Origin of the sequence: Comamonas sp. BIGb0152 (assembly GCF_024809975.1) — a bacterium.
In the GTDB taxonomy this organism is placed as follows: Bacteria; Pseudomonadota; Gammaproteobacteria; order Burkholderiales; family Burkholderiaceae_C; genus Comamonas.
On sequence record NZ_JANUDY010000008.1, the window covers coordinates 153,031 to 173,294 of the forward strand.

Here is a 20,264-nt window from a genome sequence, read left to right on the forward strand (position 1 = left end):
CCCGCTTCTATGCACAAGCATCAAGACCTGTTTTTGGCCATGGTGGCCGGAGAGACCTCGGGCGACCTGCTGGCCGGCCTGGTGCTGCAGGGGCTGGCGTCCGATTTTCCTGGTATGCGATCGGCAGGCATTGGTGGCCCGCGCATGGCCCAGGCCGGTTTTGCGGCCTGGTGGCCCAGCGAGCGCCTGGCGGTGCATGGCTACAGCGCCGAGCTGCTGCGCCGCATCTGGGGCATTTTGCGTATCCGCAAACAGCTCGTACAGCGTTTGACGGCCCAGCCTCCGCAACTCTTTGTCGGCGTCGATGCGCCGGATTTCAACCTGGGTGTGGAAGAGCGCTTGCGTGCCCAGGGCATCAAGACCGTGCATTTTGTCTGTCCCTCCATCTGGGCCTGGCGCCCTGAGCGGGTGGAGAAAATCCGCCGCTCGGCCGACCATGTGCTGTGCATCTTCCCTTTCGAGCCCGCCTTGCTCGCCCAGCACGGTATTGCCGGCACCTATGTGGGCCACCCGCTGGCCAATGTGATCCCGCTGCAGCCCAACCGCGCTGCCGCACGCCAGCAGCTGGGCTTGCCGCAAGAGGGTGAAGTGCTGGCGGTGCTGCCAGGCAGTCGGGCCTCGGAAGTCAGCTATATCGCCAAGCCGTTTTTTCTGGCCGCAGCACGGCTTTTGCAGGCACGGCCTTCGCTTACAATCGTCGTCCCTGCCGTTCCGGCTTTGCGTGCACGCATTGATGCGCTGGCTGCTGAATGCGGGATATTGGATCGCATCCGCGTGCTCGATGGCCAGTCGCATCTGGCGCTGGAGGCCTGTGACTGCACCTTGATTGCCAGTGGCACCGCCACCTTGGAGGCCGCGTTGTACAAGCGGCCCATGGTCATCAGCTACCACATGCATGCCATCAGCTGGCATTTGATGCGCAAAAAGCAGTTGCAGCCCTGGGTGGGTTTGCCCAATATCCTGTGCCAAGACTTTGTGGTGCCCGAGCTGCTGCAAGCGGCAGCGACCCCCGAGGCCTTGGCCGAGGCGGTGGCGCAATGGTTGGACGCGCCACGCCTTGATCCAGCACGCCTGGCCCAGTTGGAGCAGCGTTTTCATGACCTGCACCTGGAACTGCGCAGGGATACCCCAAAGCTTGCTGCCGATGCCATCCAAAAAATTCTCTCTGCCTGACCAGGTAACCCTGCCTTGGCATCCGCCGGGCTTGGTCGCTGGTGTCGATGAGGCAGGGCGTGGCCCCTTGGCGGGCCCTGTGGTGGCTGCTGCCGTCATTTTGGATGAGCGCTCACCCATTGCAGGCCTGGCTGATTCCAAGAAGCTCACCGCGCGTTCGCGTGAGCGTCTCTATGACGAGATTTATGCCAAAGCCTTGTGCTGCTCGGTGGCGCAGGCGACGGTGCAAGAGGTGGACGGCCTCAATATTTTGCAGGCCACGATGCTGGCTATGCAAAGGGCGGTCAATGGCTTGCGCCTCAAGCCGGTGCGTGTGCTGGTGGATGGCAACCGGATTCCACAGCTTGACGTGCCTGCGGAGGCCATCGTCAAGGGCGATGCGCTGGTGCAGGCCATTTCAGCCGCGTCCATTTTGGCCAAGGTGCACCGGGATCGCTGGTGCCAGGATATCGACCGGCTGTACCCGCAGTACGGCTTTGCCATGCACAAGGGCTATGGCACGGCCGTGCATCTGGCAGCGCTGCAAAGTTTTGGGGCCTGCCCGGAGCATCGCCGCTCCTTCTCTCCGGTGGCCCAGGTGATGGGCCTGGTGAAGCTGGGCGCCTGAGCCGGTTTTCACGCTGTTGAAGCGCATGCAGGCCCCAGGTCTGCGCAAAGGAATTATCTGTGTCCCATGACAACCAAGCCGTTTTTATCCAGTCGCGTGACAACGCCTTGGTCAAGGATCTGCGCCGCTTGATGGAAGAGGGCGCCGCCTACCGCAAGCAGGGGCGCTACTGGATCGAGGGTGACCATCTTTGCCGTGCCGCACTGGCGCGCGGTGTCAAACCCGCCATCGGCGTGTTTTCCGAGCAGTTCTGGCAGTCGCCGGGCAATGTGTACGCCCGGGAGGCCGGCAAGAATATCGTCATCGATACGGCCTTGTTCGCCAGCCTCAGCCCTTTGCCTTCGCCCGCGCCTTTTGGTTTTCTGATGGATCTGCCCGTGCAGCAAGCGGGTATCCAGCCCGGGCTGGCGGCGGTGGTGCTGGATCGCGTGCAGGATGCCGGCAATGTTGGCTCCATCTTGCGCAGTGCCTCGGCCTTTGGCTTTGGCCAGGTGATTGCACTCAAGGGCTCGGCGGCGCTGTGGAGTGGCAAGGTGCTGCGCGCCGGCATGGGCGCGCATTTTGCGCTGCACCTGGTCGAGAATGCAGCGCTGGACGATGTGCTGGCGCTGCAGCTGCCGCTGCTGGTGACCAGCTCGCACCAGGGTGATTGGCTGCACCAGGCCAAGCTGCCCTGGCCTTGTACCTGGGTCATGGGCCATGAAGGCCAGGGGGTTTCCGAGCCCTTGCAGGCAGCAGCCAGCCAGCACATCCGCATCACCCAGCCCGGTGGTGAGGAGTCGCTCAACGTCGGTGCTGCGGCTGCCATCTGCCTGCATGCGAGCGCCGCAGCACGCGCCGCCTGAGCGTTGGTGGCAGCCTTTGAACTTCAGTGGTAACGAGTATGCGCTTTGCGTATTTTCACCGTTGTTTATACGCTCTGCGTTTTGGTGATGCTGCGCAGAGTGTGTAATTTTTGCGGCTTTGCCCCTGAAATCATCCCCTGCACCCACTCAGATTGCAGCTTGCACGCTACAATGGGTGGCTTTCAAGTAATCACGTCGCCCGGCTGCACTCAAAGCAATCTCTCATAAGCACAGTCTACGCGGTGGTCCTCAGGGCCACCACAGGCTCCGGGCGACCCGTAACCATCCGGAGAACCCAGTGTTTTTGTCTCAACAGAGCGCGTTTCCTCCCGCCATCCTGGCGCTCGCAGACGGCACGGTCTTTATTGGCAACTCAATCGGTGCGCAAGGCACCACGACCGGTGAAGTGGTGTTCAACACCGCGATGACCGGTTATCAGGAAATCCTCACCGACCCCAGCTACTGCCAGCAGATCGTGACACTCACGTATCCGCACATCGGCAACTACGGGATCAACGCGGAAGATATTGAGTCCGACAAAGTCTTTGCTGCTGGCCTGATCATCAAGAATCTGCCACTGCTGGCCAGCAACTTCCGCAGCACCGAAACCCTGTCGGAGTATCTCGTCCGCAGCAACACGGTCTCCATTGCCAACATCGATACCCGCAAGCTCACCCGCCTGCTGCGCGACAAGGGTGCGCAAAACGGCGCCATCGTCGGTCTGGCCGCTGGCGAGCAGGTGTCGCAGGCCCGCATCGATGAAGCGATTGCTGCTGCCAAGGCTGCGCCCAGCATGAAGGGGCTGGACCTGGCCAAAGTCGTCAGCGTCTCCCAATCCTACGAATGGGTGCAGACCGAGTGGCAGCTGTTCCGTGCCGACGGCACGCCGGGCTACGGCAAGTTGCAGGATCACCGCTTCCACGTGGTGGCCTATGACTATGGCGTCAAGAAAAACATCCTGCGCATGCTGGCCGAACGCGGCTGCCGCGTGACCGTGGTGCCAGCCCAGACCCCTGCGGCCGACGTGCTCAAGTACCAGCCCGATGGTGTGTTCCTGTCCAATGGCCCTGGCGACCCAGAGCCTTGCGACTACGCCATCGACGCTGCGCGCACCATCATGGACAGCGGTGTGCCGACCTTTGGCATTTGCCTGGGCCACCAGATCATGGCGCTGGCCTGCGGTGCCAAAACCTTCAAGATGCAAAACAGCCACCATGGTGCCAACCATCCGGTCAAGGATCTGGACTCGGGCCGCGTCTGCATCACCAGCCAGAACCACGGCTTTGCGGTGGATCTGGACACCTTGCCGGCCAACACCCGGGCCACGCATGTGAGTCTGTTCGATGGCACCTTGCAAGGCATGGAGCGTACCGACCGTCCCGCCTTCTGCTTCCAGGGCCACCCCGAGGCCTCGCCCGGCCCGCATGATGTGTCGTACCTGTTCGACCGTTTTGTGGACCTGATGCGCAAGCACAAGAAGGCCTGATGGCCGGCCTGAGCCGCTGCCAGCCCCAGCCCACCCAGAACCCTAGGAATTTGCTGCCGTGAAACTGTTTTCCTTTCCCGTCGCCACCTTAGAGAAAGCGATCAGCAAGCGCATCATGAGCTTGGCTCCCGAGCACAAGGAGTGGTTCATGGCGCGCTGGCAGCAAAAGCCCTATAAGAAATCCTTCCTCGACAACAAGGCCTTGCCCCTGGTCACCATCGTGTCCAAGTGCAAAACCATGAAAGACGAGGAATTCGACCAGGTGATGGCCGAGTGGGACGCCAAGTTCTACGAAGCCGAGGCGCAGGTGCTGCGCCCCATGGTGCAAGGGGATGGCCTGCTGCAGCTCATGCAGAAGAGCCTGCCCGAGGCCCGTGTCCTGGCCATTTTGAACAAATTAGATAACGACCGCGTATAACCCCAGCGCTGGGCGGCTGCCTACCAGGGCAGCCAGCCAGCGCGCGCGACTGCAAGGCGAGCCTCATGTCTAAACGCACAGATCTCAAAAGCATTCTCATCATTGGCGCTGGCCCGATCATCATCGGCCAGGCCTGCGAATTCGACTACTCCGGCGTGCAAGCCTGCAAGGCGCTGCGCGAGGAGGGTTACAAGGTCATCCTGATCAACAGCAACCCCGCGACGATCATGACCGACCCGGCTACGGCCGATGTCACCTATATCGAGCCTATCACCTGGCAAACGGTCGAGAAGATCATCGCCAAGGAACGGCCGGACGCCATCTTGCCCACCATGGGTGGCCAGACCGCGCTGAACTGCGCGCTGGACCTGTGGAAGCACGGCGTGCTCGACAAGTACAAGGTCGAGCTGATTGGCGCCAAGCCCGAAGCCATTGACAAGGCCGAAGACCGCCTGAAGTTCAAGGACGCGATGACCAAGATCGGGCTGGGTTCGGCCCGCTCGGGCATTGCGCACACCATGGATGAGGCCTGGGATGTGCAGCGCCAGGTGGGCTTCCCCACCGTCATCCGCCCCAGCTTCACCTTGGGTGGCACCGGCGGCGGCATTGCCTACAACCCGGAAGAATTCGAGGTCATCTGCAAGCGTGGCCTGGAGGCTTCGCCCACCAATGAGCTGCTGATCGAAGAATCGCTGCTGGGCTGGAAAGAGTACGAGATGGAAGTGGTGCGCGACACCGCTGACAACTGCATCATCGTCTGCTCGATCGAAAACCTGGACCCGATGGGCGTGCACACCGGCGACTCGATCACCGTGGCCCCTGCGCAAACCCTGACCGACAAGGAATACCAGATCCTGCGCAATGCCTCGCTGGCCGTGCTGCGTGAGATTGGTGTCGACACCGGTGGCTCCAACGTGCAGTTCTCGATCAATCCCAAGGACGGCCGCATGGTCGTCATCGAGATGAACCCCCGCGTTTCGCGTTCGTCGGCATTGGCCTCCAAGGCCACGGGTTTCCCGATTGCCAAGATCGCGGCCAAGCTGGCCGTGGGCTTTACCTTGGATGAGCTGAAGAACGACATCACCGGCGGCAAGACCCCCGCGTCGTTCGAGCCGACCATCGACTATGTGGTCACCAAGATTCCGCGTTTCGCCTTCGAGAAATTCCCGACGGCCGACAACCGCCTGACCACGCAGATGAAGTCCGTGGGCGAGGTGATGGCCATGGGCCGTACCTTCCAGGAATCGTTCCAAAAAGCGCTGCGCGGCCTGGAAGTGGGCGTGGACGGCATGAACGAAAAAACCCAGGACCGCGAGATTCTGGAAAAGGAACTGGGCGAGCCCGGTCCCGATCGTATCTGGTACGTGGGCGATGCCTTCGCAGCCGGCTGGTCGCTCGATGAAGTGCACAACATCACCAAGATCGACAAGTGGTTCCTGGTGCAGATCGAAGAGATCATCAAGCTGGAGCTGGCGCTGGACAAGCACACCGAAGCCCAGGGCGACGACAAGGCGCTGGCCGCGCTGTCGGCCGATGACCTGCGCAGCCTCAAGCAAAAGGGCTTCTCGGACCGTCGCTTGGCCAAGCTGCTGCACACCAGCGACAAGGCCGTGCGCGAAGCGCGCCATGCGCTCAATGTGCGCCCGGTGTACAAGCGGGTGGATACCTGCGCGGCCGAGTTTTCGACCAATACGGCCTACATGTACTCGACCTACGACGAAGAGTGCGAAGCCCAGCCTACCGACAAGAAGAAGATCATGGTGCTGGGCGGCGGCCCCAACCGCATCGGCCAGGGCATCGAGTTTGACTACTGCTGCGTGCATGCGGCACTGGCCATGCGCGAAGATGGTTATGAAACCATCATGGTCAACTGCAACCCCGAAACCGTGTCGACCGACTACGACACCTCGGACCGCCTGTACTTTGAGCCGGTGACCTTGGAAGATGTGCTGGAAATCGTGGCCGTCGAAAAGCCCGTTGGCGTAATCGTGCAGTACGGCGGCCAGACCCCGTTGAAGCTGGCGCTGGCGCTGGAAGAGGCCGGTGTGCCGATTGTGGGTACCTCGCCAGACATGATCGACGCGGCCGAAGACCGTGAGCGCTTCCAGCAACTGCTGCAAACCCTGAACCTGCGCCAACCGCCCAATGCCACGGCACGTACCGAGGCGCAGGCCATGGAACACGCCCACGCTCTGGGCTACCCGCTGGTGGTGCGACCCAGCTATGTGCTGGGTGGCCGGGCGATGGAGATCGTGCACGAAGAGCGCGATCTGGAGCGCTACATGCGCGAAGCGGTGAAGGTCTCGCACGACTCCCCCGTGCTGCTGGACCACTTCCTGTCCAACGCCATCGAATGCGATGTGGATTGCGTGCGTGACCGCACCGGCAAGGTGTTCATCGGCGGTGTGATGGAGCACATCGAGCAAGCGGGGGTGCACTCCGGTGACTCGGCCTGTTCGCTGCCGCCTTACTACCTGAGCAAGGCTACGGTGGATGAGATCAAGCGCCAGACCGCAGCCATGGCCGAAGGCCTGAGCGTGGTGGGCCTGATGAACGTGCAGTTCGCGATCCAGGAGCGCGACGGCAAGGACATCATCTATGTGCTGGAAGTGAACCCACGCGCTTCGCGTACCGTGCCGTTTGTCTCCAAAGCCACCGGCATCCAACTGGCCAAGGTGGCAGCGCGTTGCATGGTGGGCGACACGCTCGAAGAGCAGGGCATCACCAAGGAAGTGACCCCGCCGTACTTCAGCGTCAAGGAAGCCGTGTTCCCCTTTGTCAAGTTCCCAGGTGTGGATACCATCCTCGGCCCCGAGATGAAATCCACCGGTGAAGTGATGGGTGTGGGCAAGACCTTTGGCGAGGCCTATGTCAAGAGCCAGATCGGTGCCGGCACCAAGCTGCCGCGCTCGGGCAAGGTGTTCCTGACCGTGAAGAATGCGGACAAGCCACGTGCCGTGCAGATTGCCAAGGAGCTGGCGGGCATGGGCTTCCAGCTCTGCGCCACCCGTGGCACCGCTGCTGCGATTGCCGATGCTGGCGTCGAGGTGCAAACGGTCAACAAGGTGACCGAGGGCCGCCCGCACATTGTGGACATGATCAAGAACAATGAAATTGCGATGGTCATCAACACCGTGGAAGAGCGCCGCAACGCCATTGCCGATTCGCGTGCCATCCGTACCAGCGCCTTGCTGGCCCGCGTGACCACCTTCACCACCATTTTTGGTGCCGAGGCGGCCGTGGAAGGCTTGCGCAATATGGACGACCTCGATGTCTACTCGCTGCAGGAGCTGCACGCCAGCCTCGCCCAGTGATCTTCTAAGCTCCTTGCCGATTTTTGTTCTAAGGCTCAAAAATCGGCATAATAGAGACTGCCTCGCAACCGCCGCGCTCCCCAGCGCGGCGGTTTGCTTTTGAATCCCCGCCGCATAGCAGGCGGATGTCTACCAGGTGCCAGCGCCATCGCTGGCATCGCGACTGTTTGTGGAGACCGAGATGGCCACTATCCCAATTACCAAGCGCGGTGCAGAAAAGCTCAAAGACGAGCTGCAACGCCTCAAGACCATAGAGCGCCCTGGCGTCATTGCGGCCATTGCCGAAGCCCGCTCGCATGGCGACCTGAGTGAAAACGCCGAATACGATGCCGCCAAGGATCGCCAAGGCTTTATCGAAGGCCGTATCCAGGAGGTGGAGTCCAAGCTGTCTGCCGCGCAGATCATTGACCCTTCCCAGCTCGATGCCGGTGGCAAGGTGGTGTTTGGCGCCACGGTGGATTTGGCCGATGAAGACAGTGGCGAGTCCGTGACCTACCAAATCGTGGGTGAAGACGAGGCTGACCTCAAGCAAGGCCTGATCAACGTCTCCAGCCCCATCGCCCGTGCCTTGATCGGCAAGGAAGAGGGCGACACGGCCGTCGTGCAGGCCCCTGGCGGCGAGCGCCGCTACGAAGTGGTTGGCGTGCGCTACCTCTGATCGTTTGAGACTGCCCAGGAGCCAGCGATGAACCACCGCCTTCCCGTATTTGCCGCAGCCCTGTGGTGGGGTAGCCTGTCGGCCATCGGCTTCATGGCGGTGCCCATGCTGTTTGCCAACCTGCCCCAGGCATCGATGGCCGGCTTTATGGCCGCCAAGCTGTTTGCGGCGCAGACCTGGGTGTCGCTCGCTTGCGGCCTGGCACTGCTGGTGGTGGCCAAGGACAAGGCCTCCAACGCCATCCAGCCCTGGGCCCGCGCGGCGCTGGGCTTTGTGTTGGCGGGCATGCTGATGGCGCTGGTGGTGCAGTACGGCGTATCGCCCAAGATCGTGCAGCGGGAGAACCTCAAGTTCTGGCATGGCTTGGGCACGCTTTTGTATGCGCTGCAATGGCTGTGCGCAGCCGTCGTGCTCTGGCGGACGTCCGCACCGCCGTCGCGGGCTTGATCTGGCCCAAGGCGACGGCATCCAGCCGCGCTACACTGGGCGGGCCATGCAATCTCCCATCGTTTCCATCGACGCCAATGACTGGCGCAACACACCCGGCCGTACCGAATGGACGGCCGCCGTTGAATCGGGCAAGGTGCTGTACTTTCCCCAACTGGCTTTCACGCTGTCCGAGCAGGAGAAGGCGCTGCTGCGGCCCGATGTGCGCGATCCGAAATCGCGCAACATCAGCCTGAACGTGGATGGCGCTATCAAGGGCGTGGCCGGTGATGCCGCGACGCAGGCCGCCGTGGCGGCCATGGTCACGCGCTTTCGTGCGCAGGCCACTGCATTGATTGCCGGCTTGTTCCCCGATTACATGCCCGTGGTGCGCATGGCGCCCACCAGCTACCGCCCGTCCCAAGTCGAGACCCGCGCCCAGTCCTGGCGGGCCGATGACAAGCGCATGCATGTGGATGCCTTCCCGTCGCGGCCCAATTACGGCGAGCGCATCTTGCGCGTGTTCAGCAATGTCAACCCCGACGGCCTGCCCCGGGTCTGGCGGGTGGGTGAGCCTTTTGAGGACGTGGCGCGCAAGTTTCTGCCGCGTGCCAAGCCCTATGTGGCCTGGCAGGCCAAGGCCTTGGCCCTGCTGCATGTGACCAAGTCACTGCGCAGCGAATACGACCACCTGATGCTGCAGTTGCACGACGGCATGAAGGGCGATATGGACTACCAGCGCAATGCGCCGCAAGAGACCATGCCCTTTGCTGCAGGTTCTAGCTGGGTGTGCTTTTCCGACCAGGCGGTGCATGCGGTCATGTCCGGCCAGTACATGCTGGAGCAGACCTTCTTCTTGCCGCCCGGCAAGGAATACAATCCCGAGGCCAGTCCGCTGGCGATTTTGACGCGCATGCAAGGCCATGCGTTGGTGGCAGCCGGGCAGCGATAAGCCTGGCAGCTGCAGCCCCTTTGTGGGCAGAGAAAAAGGCGTTGATCGCGGGATCAACGCCTTTGGCTTTTTGGGGCAGGGCCGCTTAGCCCCAGGCCTTCTCAATCCAGCGCGCAGGCTGGATATGGTGAAAGCGCTTGTTGCGCAGGCCTTGCAAGGCGTCAGGAGGGTTCACCTCACCGTGGAAGATGACGATGCGTGCATCGGCCGGCGGCACCGGCTCTTTCCAGTAGTTGCTGGGCCAGGCAGGGATGCAGTAGTACTTGAAGCTCGGGCACCAGGCGGCAGGCCAGTAATCGAGCTTGCCTTGCGCATGCAGAAAGTGCGACAGGTACTCTTGCTCATTGCGGTACTGGGCGCGCAGCTGGTCCGTGTTGGCGCGAAAGTTGGCCAGCACATCGGCGTGGGCGCCCAAGGTAAAGCGGTAGACCGAGGAGTTGCCCACGATGCGCTTGCCAAAGCGCCAAAAGCGCGGGTAGTCATGGATGATGCGAAATTCGCCCGGCAGGCTGAAAAACGCGTCCATGCTGCCGACAATCACCACATCCAGATCCAGGAACAAGGCCTGGCCCTTGAGGCCGTGGAGGTCTTGCTCAAAGGTGGTGAGCTTTTTCCAGGCACCATCGCGCTGGCCCGGGGCCAGTTGGATGTTCAGGTCCGGAATCGGAAAGCACTCCACCTCGCTGCGAATCCCTTGCGTGTCATCGGTCAGACAGACAAAGCGAAAATCGCCACTCAGATGGCGGCGCACCATGGCGTAAAGCCTGTTTACATAGTCGGGGCCATATTTGGTACCCCATTTCATGCAAAGGATGTGGCGATCGGTCACACTAGCTGCCCTGCTGCTTTTTGATGGACTTTAGCTTGGGCTTCTTGGCGCGCTTGACTTGGCCGCCGGCCGTCAGGCGCTGGTTGCCCAGGATGCGGATCTGCTTGATTTCGGGCTTTTGCCAGACGTTCTTGCTGAACTTGAGCACCTTGACGTCGCGTGGACCGGCTTTGCGGTCTTCGTCAATCTGCTTTTCCTTTTCGGGCATCGGGCGCCAGAGCACCAGCAGCTTGCCGATGTGCTGGATGGGCGCTGCATTGAGCGAGTCGGTCAGCTTCAGGAAGATGGCTTCGCGGTTGGCGCGGTCATCGGAGAAAACACGGATTTTGATCAGGCCATGAGAGTTCAAGGCCAGATCGACCTCTTTTTCGACGGCTTCGGTCAAGCCGTCACCGCCAATCAGAACCACGGGGTCGAGGTGGTGGGCTTCGGCGCGGTGCTCGCGACGTTGGGCGGGAGTGAGTTGTATTTGGGGCATAGCCCGTATTATCGGGGCTCCCGGGAGAAAACATGAAAGTAAGTACTAAAACCAAGAAAGTCAACAAGACTTGGATCAATCAGCATATCAACGATCCCTATGTACGCGCTGCGCAAAAAGACGGCTACCGTGCCCGTGCAGTCTACAAACTCAAGGAAATCGATGAGCACTTCAAGCTGATCCGACCGGGCGATGTGGTGGTGGATTTGGGCTCCACGCCCGGTGCCTGGAGCCAGTACGTGCGCCGCCGCCTGTCGCCGGACGGCGCTGCCGTGGGTGCGCTCAATGGCGCCATCATCGGGCTGGACATGCTGCCCATGGAGCCCATTGAGGGCGTGGACTTCATCCTGGGCGATTTCCGTGAGCAGGAGGTATTGGCGCAGTTGGAAGCAACGCTGGCCCATCGCCGCGTCGATCTGGTGATCTCGGACATGGCTCCCAATCTGTCGGGGGTGGAGACCGTGGATTCTGCGCGTATCTCGCACCTGATCGAGCTGGCCGTTGATTTCACCTGCCAGCACATGAAGCCCGAAGGCACCTTGGTGGTCAAGCTGTTCCATGGCAGTGGCTACTCGCAATTGGTCGATCTGTTCAAACAGACCTTCCAGGTGGTCAAGCCCTACAAGCCCAAGGCCTCGCGCGACAAATCGTCTGAGACCTATTTGCTGGGCATGCGCCTCAAGCCTGAAGCCCAACGTTGAAGATTCTCTGCAGAACCTGCTGTGCGATGCCGGGGTTCTGCAGAGGCTGTCTAAACACTGAGACAATAGGCGTTAACAGGCTCTCAATGCAATCCTGCGTGCCACCAAGGGGAAAGCGCAAGCATTTGCCCTTGAAAGTTCTAAAATAGCGCATATCTGACATAACAGATTCTGTGTCTTTTCTGATTTCCTACTACTGGAGCCCCCTTGAACAATCAGTGGTTTTCTAAGATCGCCGTATGGCTTGTCATTGCCATGGTGCTGTTCACCGTGTTCAAGCAATTGGACAACCGTGCAGGCGCCAGCGCGAACAAGGTCCCGTATTCCGAGTTTTTGCAAGAGGTCCGCAATGGCCGTATCAAGGCCGCCACCTTGCAGGAAAGCCCTGCGGGTACGGTGATCACGGCGACCATGAGCGATGACCGCAAGGTTCAGACGACGGCGACGTACATGGACCGTGGTCTGGTGGGTGACCTGATCAACAACAACGTCAAGTTTGACGTGAAGGAGCGCGAAGAAGGCTCGCTGTTGATGAGCCTGCTGATCAGCTGGGGCCCCATGCTGCTGTTGATCGGGGTCTGGGTCTACTTCATGCGCCAGATGCAAGGCGGTGGCAAGGGCGGTGCTTTCAGCTTTGGCAAGTCCAAGGCGCGCATGCTCGACGAAAACAACAATACGGTCACGTTTGCCGATGTGGCCGGTTGCGACGAAGCCAAGGAAGAAGTCAAGGAAGTCGTCGACTTCTTGAGGGACCCCAACAAGTTCCAGAAGCTCGGTGGCCGCATCCCCCGTGGTCTGCTGCTGGTCGGCCCTCCTGGCACGGGCAAGACCTTGCTGGCCAAGTCCATTGCGGGCGAAGCCAAGGTGCCGTTCTTCTCGATCTCCGGCTCTGACTTCGTCGAAATGTTCGTCGGTGTGGGTGCAGCGCGTGTGCGCGACATGTTCGAGAACGCCAAGAAGAATGCCCCTTGCATCATCTTTATTGACGAAATCGATGCCGTGGGCCGCCAGCGTGGTGCCGGCATGGGTGGTGGCAATGACGAGCGTGAGCAGACCTTGAACCAGATGCTGGTCGAGATGGATGGTTTCGAGACCAATATGGGCGTGATCGTGGTGGCTGCCACCAACCGCCCCGATATTCTCGATGCCGCCTTGCTGCGCCCAGGCCGTTTTGACCGCCAGGTGTACGTGACCTTGCCCGATGTGCGTGGCCGCGAACAGATCCTGAATGTGCACATGCGCAAGATCCCGGTGGGCCAGGATGTGAACCCCAACATCATCGCCCGTGGCACACCCGGCATGTCCGGTGCCGACCTGGCCAACCTCTGCAACGAAGCCGCACTGATGGCTGCGCGCCGCAATGCCCGCACCGTGGAGATGCAGGATTTCGAAAAAGCCAAGGACAAGATCTTCATGGGCCCGGAGCGCAAGTCTGCGGTGATGGACCCTGAAGAGTTGAAGAACACCGCCTACCACGAAGCCGGCCATGCGCTGCTGGGCAAACTGCTGCCCAAGTGCGACCCGGTGCACAAGGTCACCATCGTGCCGCGCGGCCGTGCGCTGGGCGTGACCTTTACCCTGCCCGAGAAGGACCGCTATGGTTACGACAAGGAATGGGCGCTGAGCCGTATCGCCATGCTGTTTGGCGGCCGGATTGCTGAAGAGGTCTTCATGAACCAGATGACCACGGGTGCATCGGACGACTTCAACAAGGCCACCCAATTGGCGCGTGACATGGTCACCCGCTACGGCATGACCGATGCGTTGGGCCCGATGGTCTACGCCGAGCAAGAAGGTGAGCCCTTCCTGGGCCGCTCGATGAGCAAGCCCAGCAACATCAGCGAAGAGACCATGCAGAAGGTGGATGCTGAGGTGCGTCGCATCATCGACCAGCAGTACAGCCTGGCGCGTCAACTGATCGAAGAGCACAGCGACAAGATGCATGCGATGGCCAAGGCCATGCTAGAGTGGGAAACCATCGACTCCGAGCAGCTGGACGACATCATGGCCGGCAAGGTGCCGCGTCCTCCCAAGGATTGGACGCCACGCAACCCGCCGTCGAGCAACAATGACGGCGGCTCCGGTGGCAGCCCTACGGTGGTGACAGAGCCTGCGCCTACCGCCATCTGATACTGGTAGACCGTACTGAAAAGCGCTCCTTGAGCGCTTTTCTTCTTTTTGGACAAGGATTTTGATGCGCTATTGGCAAACCTCCCGCTTTCGTATTGACCTGGCCCAGCCGCAAGTCATGGGCATTGTCAATGTCACCCCGGACTCCTTCTCGGATGGTGGCAGCCATGAAGGGGTGTCTGCAGCCATGGCGCATGCCGAGCAGCTGTTGGCCGATGGGGCGCATATCCTGGATATCGGTGGCGAATCGACCCGGCCCGGCAGCCCGGCGGTGCCGCTGGACGAAGAGCTGCGCCGGGTGCTGCCCGTGGTCCAGGCGGCGGTGGCCTTGCAGGTGCCCATCTCGGTGGATACCTACAAGCCCCAGGTGATGCAGGCGGTGCTCGATCTGGGCGCCGACATCATCAATGACATCTGGGCCTTGCGCCAGCCCGGCGCCCAGGCGGTTGTGGCGGCGCATAGCCAATGCGGTGTCTGCTTGATGCACATGCATGCCAGCCCCCAGACCATGCACCAGCAGCACATGGACGCGCACAGCGATGTGGCCACCCAGGTGCTGGATTTTTTGCAGGACCATACCCACCGCCTAGAGGCGCTGGGCGTGGACAAGAGCCGCATCGTCTGGGATGCCGGCACCGGCTTTGGCAAAAGCCTGGGCCAGAACTTTGCGCTGCTGCAGCAGCAGCCCCGCCTGGCCGCCGCAGGCTATCCCTGGTTGGCAGGTTGGTCGCGCAAGGGCTCGCTGGGCAAGGTCACCGGCAGGTTGGTGGGCGAGCGCATGCCCGCCAGCATTGCTGCGGCCCTGCTGTCGGTCGAGCATGGCGCGGCCATTGTGCGTGTGCATGATGTGCGCGAAACCTGCGATGCACTGGCCGTGCTGCAAGCCATGCGCGCGCCGCAATCTTTGGATACGCAGGACTGACACCGCCCGGCGCGGCACCCGCTGCCCAAGCGCTACACTCTCTGAGCCCCCTTTGCGGGGCAGATGTGCAGCGCCGGCGCATGCCGCCTTTGGCCTTTCTCTCTGGCTCCCGACAACAACGAACACTATGGCACGACAGTATTTTGGAACCGACGGCATCCGTGGCACGGTAGGCAAGCCACCGATCACCCCTGATTTTGTGCTGCGCCTGGGCCATGCCGTGGGCCGGGTGCTGCGCCGTGAGCAGGAGCGCCCGACGGTGCTGATCGGCAAGGACACCCGCATTTCGGGCTATATGCTGGAGAGCGCGCTGGAGTCGGGCCTGAACTCGGCAGGCGTCGATGTGGTGCTGCTGGGGCCCTTGCCGACACCCGGCGTGGCCTACCTCACCCGTGCCCAGCGCGCCAGCCTGGGTGTGGTCATCAGTGCCAGCCACAATCCCTTTGATGACAACGGCATCAAGTTCTTCAGTGCCGAAGGCACCAAGCTGCCCGACAGCTGGGAGGAATCGGTCGAAGCGGCGCTGCAGGAGAGCCCGGATTGGGTGGCGTCCAGCGTGCTGGGCAAGGCGCGCCGGCTCGATGACGCGCCGGGCCGCTATATCGAATTTTGCAAAAGCACCTTTGACCATCGCCTGACCCTGCGTGGGCTCAAGATTGTGGTGGATGCGGCGCATGGTGCGGCCTACCACATCGCACCCAAAGTGTTCCATGAGCTGGGGGCCGAGGTCATCACCATTGGCTGCAGCCCTGATGGCCTCAACATCAACCAAGATGTGGGTGCCACCCATCCCGATGCCCTGGTGCGCTCGGTGCGCTCCAATGGCGCGGACCTGGGTGTGGCCCTTGATGGCGATGCAGACCGGCTGCAGCTGGTCGACGCCAAAGGCCGGCTCTACAACGGCGATGAGCTGCTGTACCTGATGGCCATGGACCGTTTGCGCCGGGGCAAGAAGCTGCCGGGCGTCGTGGGCACCTTGATGACCAATCTTGCCGTCGAGGCGGCCCTGCAAAAGCAGGGTGTGGAGCTGGTGCGCGCCAAGGTGGGCGACCGCTATGTGCTCGAAGAGCTGAAACGCCGCAACTGGGTGCTGGGCGGTGAGAGCTCAGGCCACTTGCTGGCGCTGGACAAGCACACCACGGGTGATGGCCTGGTGAGCGCGCTGCAGGTGTTGCAAGCCTGCGTGAGCCGCAACCAGAGCGTGGCCGAGCAGCTCGCCGGGGTGGATCTGTGCCCGCAGGTGCTGCTCAATGTGCGGCTGCAGCCCGGGCAAGATTGGAGCCGCAACACCAGGTTGGCCGATCTCCAGCGCAGCATCACCGAGGATTTTGCCGGCCAGGGCCGGGTGCTGATCCGCGCCAGTGGTACTGAGCCGCTGCTGCGGGTGATGGTCGAGGCCTTCGATGCGGCCCAGGCCAGCCGCTGCGCGGAGCAGTTGGCGGAAGTCGCTCGCCAGTCCTGAGCGCGGCAATCGCTTTGGGTGGTGGTGCCCGGGGCGCTGTTGCTGCTGCGCCCCATCATGGAACTGTCATGTGTTGCACATGGCTTTGTCATAAGGCGGCAGGACACTGAAAGCGCTCTGTATCAGCCCGTCGAGCAGCCGGGGCCGCGCAGCGGTCTGGCACCACGCAAGGGCGGCAGGGCGCTTCAGGAGCTCTGCCATGCACAACAAACACAGTTATTTCAGCGCATCCGAGACCGCCATTGCCACGCCCTCGGCGGCTAAGCAGCAGGCTCCGATGCCTGCATCCACGGCGGCCAATCCGCTGGATATCGAGGTCTCCTGGGCCTGCCACCTCGATGAGGTGCGCGAAGCCCAGCGGCTGCGCCACCAGATTTTTGCCGGTGAGATGGGCGCGCAGCTGCAGACCAGCCTGGAAGGCCATGATGTCGATGGCTTTGATGACTACTGCGAGCATCTGCTGGTGCGCCAAGGCCAGAGCAAGCAGGTGATCGGCACCTACCGCCTGCTGACACCCGCCCAGGCGCTGCGCGCCGGGCGCACTTATTCTGACGGAGAGTTTGACCTGAGCGCCATTGATGCATTGCGCCCGCGCATGGTTGAGCTTGGCCGCAGCTGCGTGCACCCGGACTACCGCCAGGGCGGGGTGATCATGGCCTTGTGGGGCGCGCTGGCGAGCTTCATGCTGCGCAACAAGCTCGATGTGATGATGGGTTGCGCCAGCATCCCCATGTGGCACAACGGCATCGTCAGCGGCGATGCGGCTGCCAGCATCTGGCGCCAGCTGCTGGCCAAGGGCCAGATCTCGCAGGACTACAGCGTGGTGCCGCACCTGCCGCTGCCGCTAGCGCAGCTCAACGACCATGTCGATGTGGAGCCGCCAGCGCTCATCAAGGGCTATCTGCGGGTCGGCACCGAAGTGATTGGCGCACCGGCCTGGGACCCGGATTTCAACACCGCCGATCTGCCCATGCTGATGCAGCTTGACCGCCTGCCTGCGCGCTACCGCAAGCATTTTTTTGGGTGAGCGGGGATGCGCAGCGGGTTGTTAGAACCCGCTTCTACAAGCCTAGTGGAAAGTCCTCATAATCAAAACACTGTCTGCAGCGCAGCAGTGTTTTTTGTTATCCAAAGGACTTATGGTGAGCTCTCTCTCGCAATCCCCTCAATCGCCCATCACGTTGCTGGTTTTCAACCCCATGGCCGAGCCGCTGTTGGCCCAGATCCGCGACCACGCCCAGGTCATCTATGCGCCTACGCCCGAGCTGCGCGCCACTGCGGTGGCCTCGCACGGTGCCCAGGCGCAGGCGGTGCTGACCATTGGCTCCATCGGCCTGACGGCGGACGAGATCGCGCAGATGCCGCAATTGCGCCTGGCCTGCACCCTGGGTGCCGGTTATGAAGGCCTGGCGCTGGATGCGCTGCGCGCGCGCGGCATTGTGCTGGCGACGGGCGCAGGCACCAATGACACCAGCGTGGCCGACCACAGCTTTGGCCTGATTCTGGCGTCCATGCGCAATTTCCGCAGTTTGGACCAGCAGGCGAGGGCGGGCGTGGACCGCTACAGCCTGCCCCATCCGCCCAGTGTTTCGGGTAAGAAGCTGGGCATTCTGGGGCTGGGCAACATCGGCCTGAAGATTGCCCGGCGCGCCGAGGGCTTTGACATGCCCGTGGGCTACCACAACCGCCAGCCCAAGGCCGGCGTGGTGCCTCGCTATTTTGATTCGCTCAAGGCCCTGGCCAGCTGGGCGGATATCTTGGTCTGCGCAACGCCAGGGGGTGCGGCGACCAAGCACTTGGTGAATGCGGAGATCCTGCAGGCGCTGGGCCCACAGGGTTACCTCATCAATATCGCTCGGGGTTCGGTGGTGGATACCGTGGCGCTGGCCGCCGCCTTGAAGGACGGGACCATTGCCGGTGCAGGCATCGATGTATATGAGAGCGAGCCGCATCGCCCCGAGCTGCTGATCGACCTGCCCAATATCCTCATCACCCCCCATGTGGCGGGCTGGTCGCCCGAAGCCACCCAGGCCAGCCTGGCGCAGTTCATTGGCAACCTGACGGGCGTGTTCTCCGGCCGGGGGGCGGTAGCGCCTGTTGACCTGGGCGCGTAAAGGCCCTGCAGGCACCTGGGCCGCGCCGGCCCAGGCTGCAGTGGCTTACTTGGCCGCGATGCTCAAGGCCTGCTTGAACTGGAAGGTGTAGGGCGTTTTCTGCCAGGCCAGCATTTCCTCTTCCAGCAGGTAGGCTGATTGGGGAAACTGCTCGATCCAGCCGGGCGAAACCTTGAGCGACCACTTCTCGGTCTTGTCGCGCAGGCACAGCTGCTCCAGTGCCGGGTCGCGGCGCGCATGGCACAGCAGGGTAGCCAGGCGCAGGCACAGCAATTCCAGTGCAAAGTCAGGGTCGTGCAAGAAGGCCTCGACCTTGCGCAGCTTGCCTTGCTGCGCAAGCACCAGCGCCGCCAGATGGGCCAGCTCGGTCTGAGTGAAGCCAGGCACATCGCTGTGGCCCAGCACATAGGCGCCGTGGTGGTGGTGGTCGGTATGGGAGATGAGGCAGCCGATCTCATGGAGCTGGCTGGCCCAGTCGAGCATCGACGACTGGAGCTGTGCAGGCGCGGTAACACCGGCATAGCGGCGCGCCTGCTCATAAAGCGTGGCCGCAGTGCGCTGCACGCGGCCCGCTTGCGTGCGGTCCACCTGGTAGCGCTCCTTGAGCGCGGCAATCGTGCGGTGGCGGATATCGCTGTATTCCTCGTGCTGCACCATGTCGCGCAGCAGGCCTTGGCGCAGCGCACCGCTGGCAATGCGCAGCTCCTTGATCTGCAGCAGATCAAACACCGCGCACAGCACGGTGACACCGCCGCCAATCACGGCGCGGCGCTCTTCTTTGAGGCCATCAAGCCGCAACTGGCTGGCATTGCCTGCGGCCAGCAATTGCTCGCACAGCCAGTGGAGTTGCTCACGGGTGACCACATCGGGCTGGCCGCCGTGCAGGGCCAGCACATCGGCAATGGCATTGGCCGTGCCCGAGGTGCCATAGGCGCTGTCCCAGCTGCTGGGCACAAAGTGCTGGGTCGCTTCTTCCATGACAGCCTGGGCGGCGATCTGCGCAGTCTTCAGCGCCGACTTGCTGAACTCGCCTTGCGGAAAGTAGCGCATCGACCAGGCCACGCTGCCCACGGGGAAGGAGGCGACGCGCTGCGAGGTGTAGCGCTGCCCCAAAATCAGCTCGGTGGAGCGGCCGCCGATGTCCACCACCAGGCGCCGCTCATCGGACGGCGGCAGCGAGTGGGCTGCACCCTGGTAGATCAGACGCGCTTCTTCCGGGCCGGAGATGATGCTGATCGGGTAGCCCAGGATCTGGTTGGCGCGCTGGATGAAGACATCGCTGTTGCGGGCCTCGCGCAAGGTCTGGGTGGCCACGGCGCGTACCTGCGCGGCCGGGAAGCCTTCCAGCCGCTCGGCAAATCGGGCCAGGCAGTCCCAGCCGCGCTGCATGGCCTCGGCGGTCAGCAGGCCTTGTTCATCGAGCCCGGCGCCCTGGCGCACCATTTCCTTGAAATACTGCACGCGTTCAATATGGCCAGCGGCGTAGCGGCCGATTTCCAGCCTAAAACTATTGGATCCCAGATCCACGGCGGCGAGCAAGGTGCCATCAAGCATAAGTGTCGTCATCAATCAGTTCTGCAAACGAGGCAGGCAGCATAGCACCTGGGCCCATGGCTATTTGGCGCTGGAGTGCCATGCTGACAAAACTTCTAAAGTAAGTCTTTTCCATGAATTTAATATGACAGTCCTGTGCGGTGTTGTTGTGTGACATCGATGGATTTCCAAGGCAATATGACCAGAAGTGTCATA

Annotated in this window: 19 protein-coding genes; 15 read left to right on the forward strand and 4 right to left on the reverse strand. The window is 62.1% G+C overall.

All coding sequences use genetic code 11. The features are described from left to right. The first annotated feature begins 9 nt into the window (after positions 1–9). The 9 genes from lpxB to M2375_RS16250 all read left to right on the forward strand — a co-directional run bounded on the left by lpxB (position 10) and on the right by M2375_RS16250 (position 9,879). On the forward strand, positions 10–1,173 hold the full coding sequence (gene lpxB, locus M2375_RS16210) for a lipid-A-disaccharide synthase (RefSeq protein WP_259168897.1): 1,164 nt from the start codon (positions 10–12) through the stop codon (positions 1,171–1,173). Then, positions 1,145–1,780 carry a ribonuclease HII gene (gene rnhB, locus M2375_RS16215; protein WP_259168899.1) on the forward strand — a complete coding sequence of 212 codons (636 nt, stop codon included), beginning with the start codon at positions 1,145–1,147 and terminating at the stop codon, positions 1,778–1,780. The genes lpxB and rnhB overlap by 29 nt, the downstream gene beginning before the upstream one ends. Before the next feature lie 59 nt (positions 1,781–1,839). Beyond that, on the forward strand, positions 1,840–2,625 hold the full coding sequence (locus M2375_RS16220; RefSeq protein WP_259168900.1) for an RNA methyltransferase: 786 nt from the start codon (positions 1,840–1,842) through the stop codon (positions 2,623–2,625). A 304-nt stretch (positions 2,626–2,929) separates the two neighbouring features. Next, the gene (gene carA / locus M2375_RS16225) at positions 2,930–4,111 is read left to right on the forward strand and encodes a glutamine-hydrolyzing carbamoyl-phosphate synthase small subunit (RefSeq protein ID WP_404979341.1); all 1,182 of its coding nucleotides are present in this window, start codon (positions 2,930–2,932) and stop codon (positions 4,109–4,111) included. Positions 4,112–4,169: 58 nt separating this feature from the next. Then, positions 4,170–4,529, forward strand: coding sequence for a hypothetical protein (locus tag M2375_RS16230; RefSeq protein WP_259168904.1), 360 nt, complete (start codon positions 4,170–4,172; stop codon positions 4,527–4,529). A 65-nt stretch (positions 4,530–4,594) separates the two neighbouring features. Further along, entirely contained in the window at positions 4,595–7,843 is a 3,249-nt protein-coding gene (carB, locus tag M2375_RS16235; RefSeq protein WP_259168905.1) for a carbamoyl-phosphate synthase large subunit, read from the forward strand. A gap of 181 nt (positions 7,844–8,024) precedes the next feature. Further along, positions 8,025–8,501, forward strand: a complete 477-nt coding sequence (greA, locus tag M2375_RS16240; protein WP_259168906.1) for a transcription elongation factor GreA — start codon at positions 8,025–8,027, stop codon at positions 8,499–8,501. A gap of 27 nt (positions 8,502–8,528) precedes the next feature. Continuing rightward, a complete protein-coding gene (locus M2375_RS16245) occupies positions 8,529–8,948 on the forward strand; it encodes a DUF4149 domain-containing protein (RefSeq protein ID WP_259168907.1) in 420 nt (139 codons plus the stop codon). 46 nt (positions 8,949–8,994) lie between these two features. Beyond that, positions 8,995–9,879, forward strand: coding sequence for a Kdo hydroxylase family protein (locus M2375_RS16250; protein ID WP_259168908.1), 885 nt, complete (start codon positions 8,995–8,997; stop codon positions 9,877–9,879). A gap of 85 nt (positions 9,880–9,964) precedes the next feature. Here M2375_RS16250 and M2375_RS16255 read toward each other — a convergent pair whose 3' ends face one another. Continuing rightward, the gene (locus M2375_RS16255) at positions 9,965–10,684 is read right to left on the reverse strand and encodes a glycosyltransferase (RefSeq protein WP_259168909.1); all 720 of its coding nucleotides are present in this window, start codon (positions 10,682–10,684) and stop codon (positions 9,965–9,967) included. A gap of 25 nt (positions 10,685–10,709) precedes the next feature. After that, positions 10,710–11,186: a YhbY family RNA-binding protein gene (locus tag M2375_RS16260; RefSeq protein ID WP_259168910.1), complete on the reverse strand. Its 477-nt coding sequence runs from the start codon at positions 11,184–11,186 to the stop codon at positions 10,710–10,712. A gap of 32 nt (positions 11,187–11,218) precedes the next feature. Here M2375_RS16260 and M2375_RS16265 point away from each other — a divergent pair, with 32 nt between their 5' ends. The 6 genes from M2375_RS16265 (at position 11,219) to M2375_RS16290 (ending at position 18,515) form a co-directional block, all read left to right on the forward strand. After that, on the forward strand, positions 11,219–11,887 hold the full coding sequence (locus M2375_RS16265; RefSeq protein WP_259168912.1) for an RlmE family RNA methyltransferase: 669 nt from the start codon (positions 11,219–11,221) through the stop codon (positions 11,885–11,887). A gap of 207 nt (positions 11,888–12,094) precedes the next feature. Further along, positions 12,095–14,017, forward strand: a complete 1,923-nt coding sequence (ftsH, locus tag M2375_RS16270) for an ATP-dependent zinc metalloprotease FtsH (RefSeq protein ID WP_259168913.1) — start codon at positions 12,095–12,097, stop codon at positions 14,015–14,017. 64 nt (positions 14,018–14,081) lie between these two features. Continuing rightward, positions 14,082–14,939 (forward strand): dihydropteroate synthase, encoded by an 858-nt coding sequence (folP, locus tag M2375_RS16275; protein WP_404979336.1) that lies wholly within the window; start codon positions 14,082–14,084, stop codon positions 14,937–14,939. 127 nt (positions 14,940–15,066) lie between these two features. Continuing rightward, positions 15,067–16,401 carry a phosphoglucosamine mutase gene (glmM, locus tag M2375_RS16280; protein WP_259168915.1) on the forward strand — a complete coding sequence of 445 codons (1,335 nt, stop codon included), beginning with the start codon at positions 15,067–15,069 and terminating at the stop codon, positions 16,399–16,401. 277 nt (positions 16,402–16,678) lie between these two features. Continuing rightward, a complete protein-coding gene (locus M2375_RS16285) occupies positions 16,679–17,428 on the forward strand; it encodes a GNAT family N-acetyltransferase (protein WP_259168998.1) in 750 nt (249 codons plus the stop codon). A gap of 112 nt (positions 17,429–17,540) precedes the next feature. Next, positions 17,541–18,515, forward strand: coding sequence for a 2-hydroxyacid dehydrogenase (locus M2375_RS16290; protein WP_259168916.1), 975 nt, complete (start codon positions 17,541–17,543; stop codon positions 18,513–18,515). 45 nt (positions 18,516–18,560) lie between these two features. Here the strand turns inward: M2375_RS16290 and ppx are convergent, their stop codons facing one another. Beyond that, positions 18,561–20,081 carry an exopolyphosphatase gene (gene ppx, locus M2375_RS16295; RefSeq protein WP_404979337.1) on the reverse strand — a complete coding sequence of 507 codons (1,521 nt, stop codon included), beginning with the start codon at positions 20,079–20,081 and terminating at the stop codon, positions 18,561–18,563. After that, on the reverse strand, positions 20,062–20,226 hold the full coding sequence (locus tag M2375_RS16300; RefSeq protein WP_259168917.1) for a hypothetical protein: 165 nt from the start codon (positions 20,224–20,226) through the stop codon (positions 20,062–20,064). Before M2375_RS16300 ends, ppx begins: the two co-directional genes overlap by 20 nt. Positions 20,227–20,264: the final 38 nt, after the last annotated feature.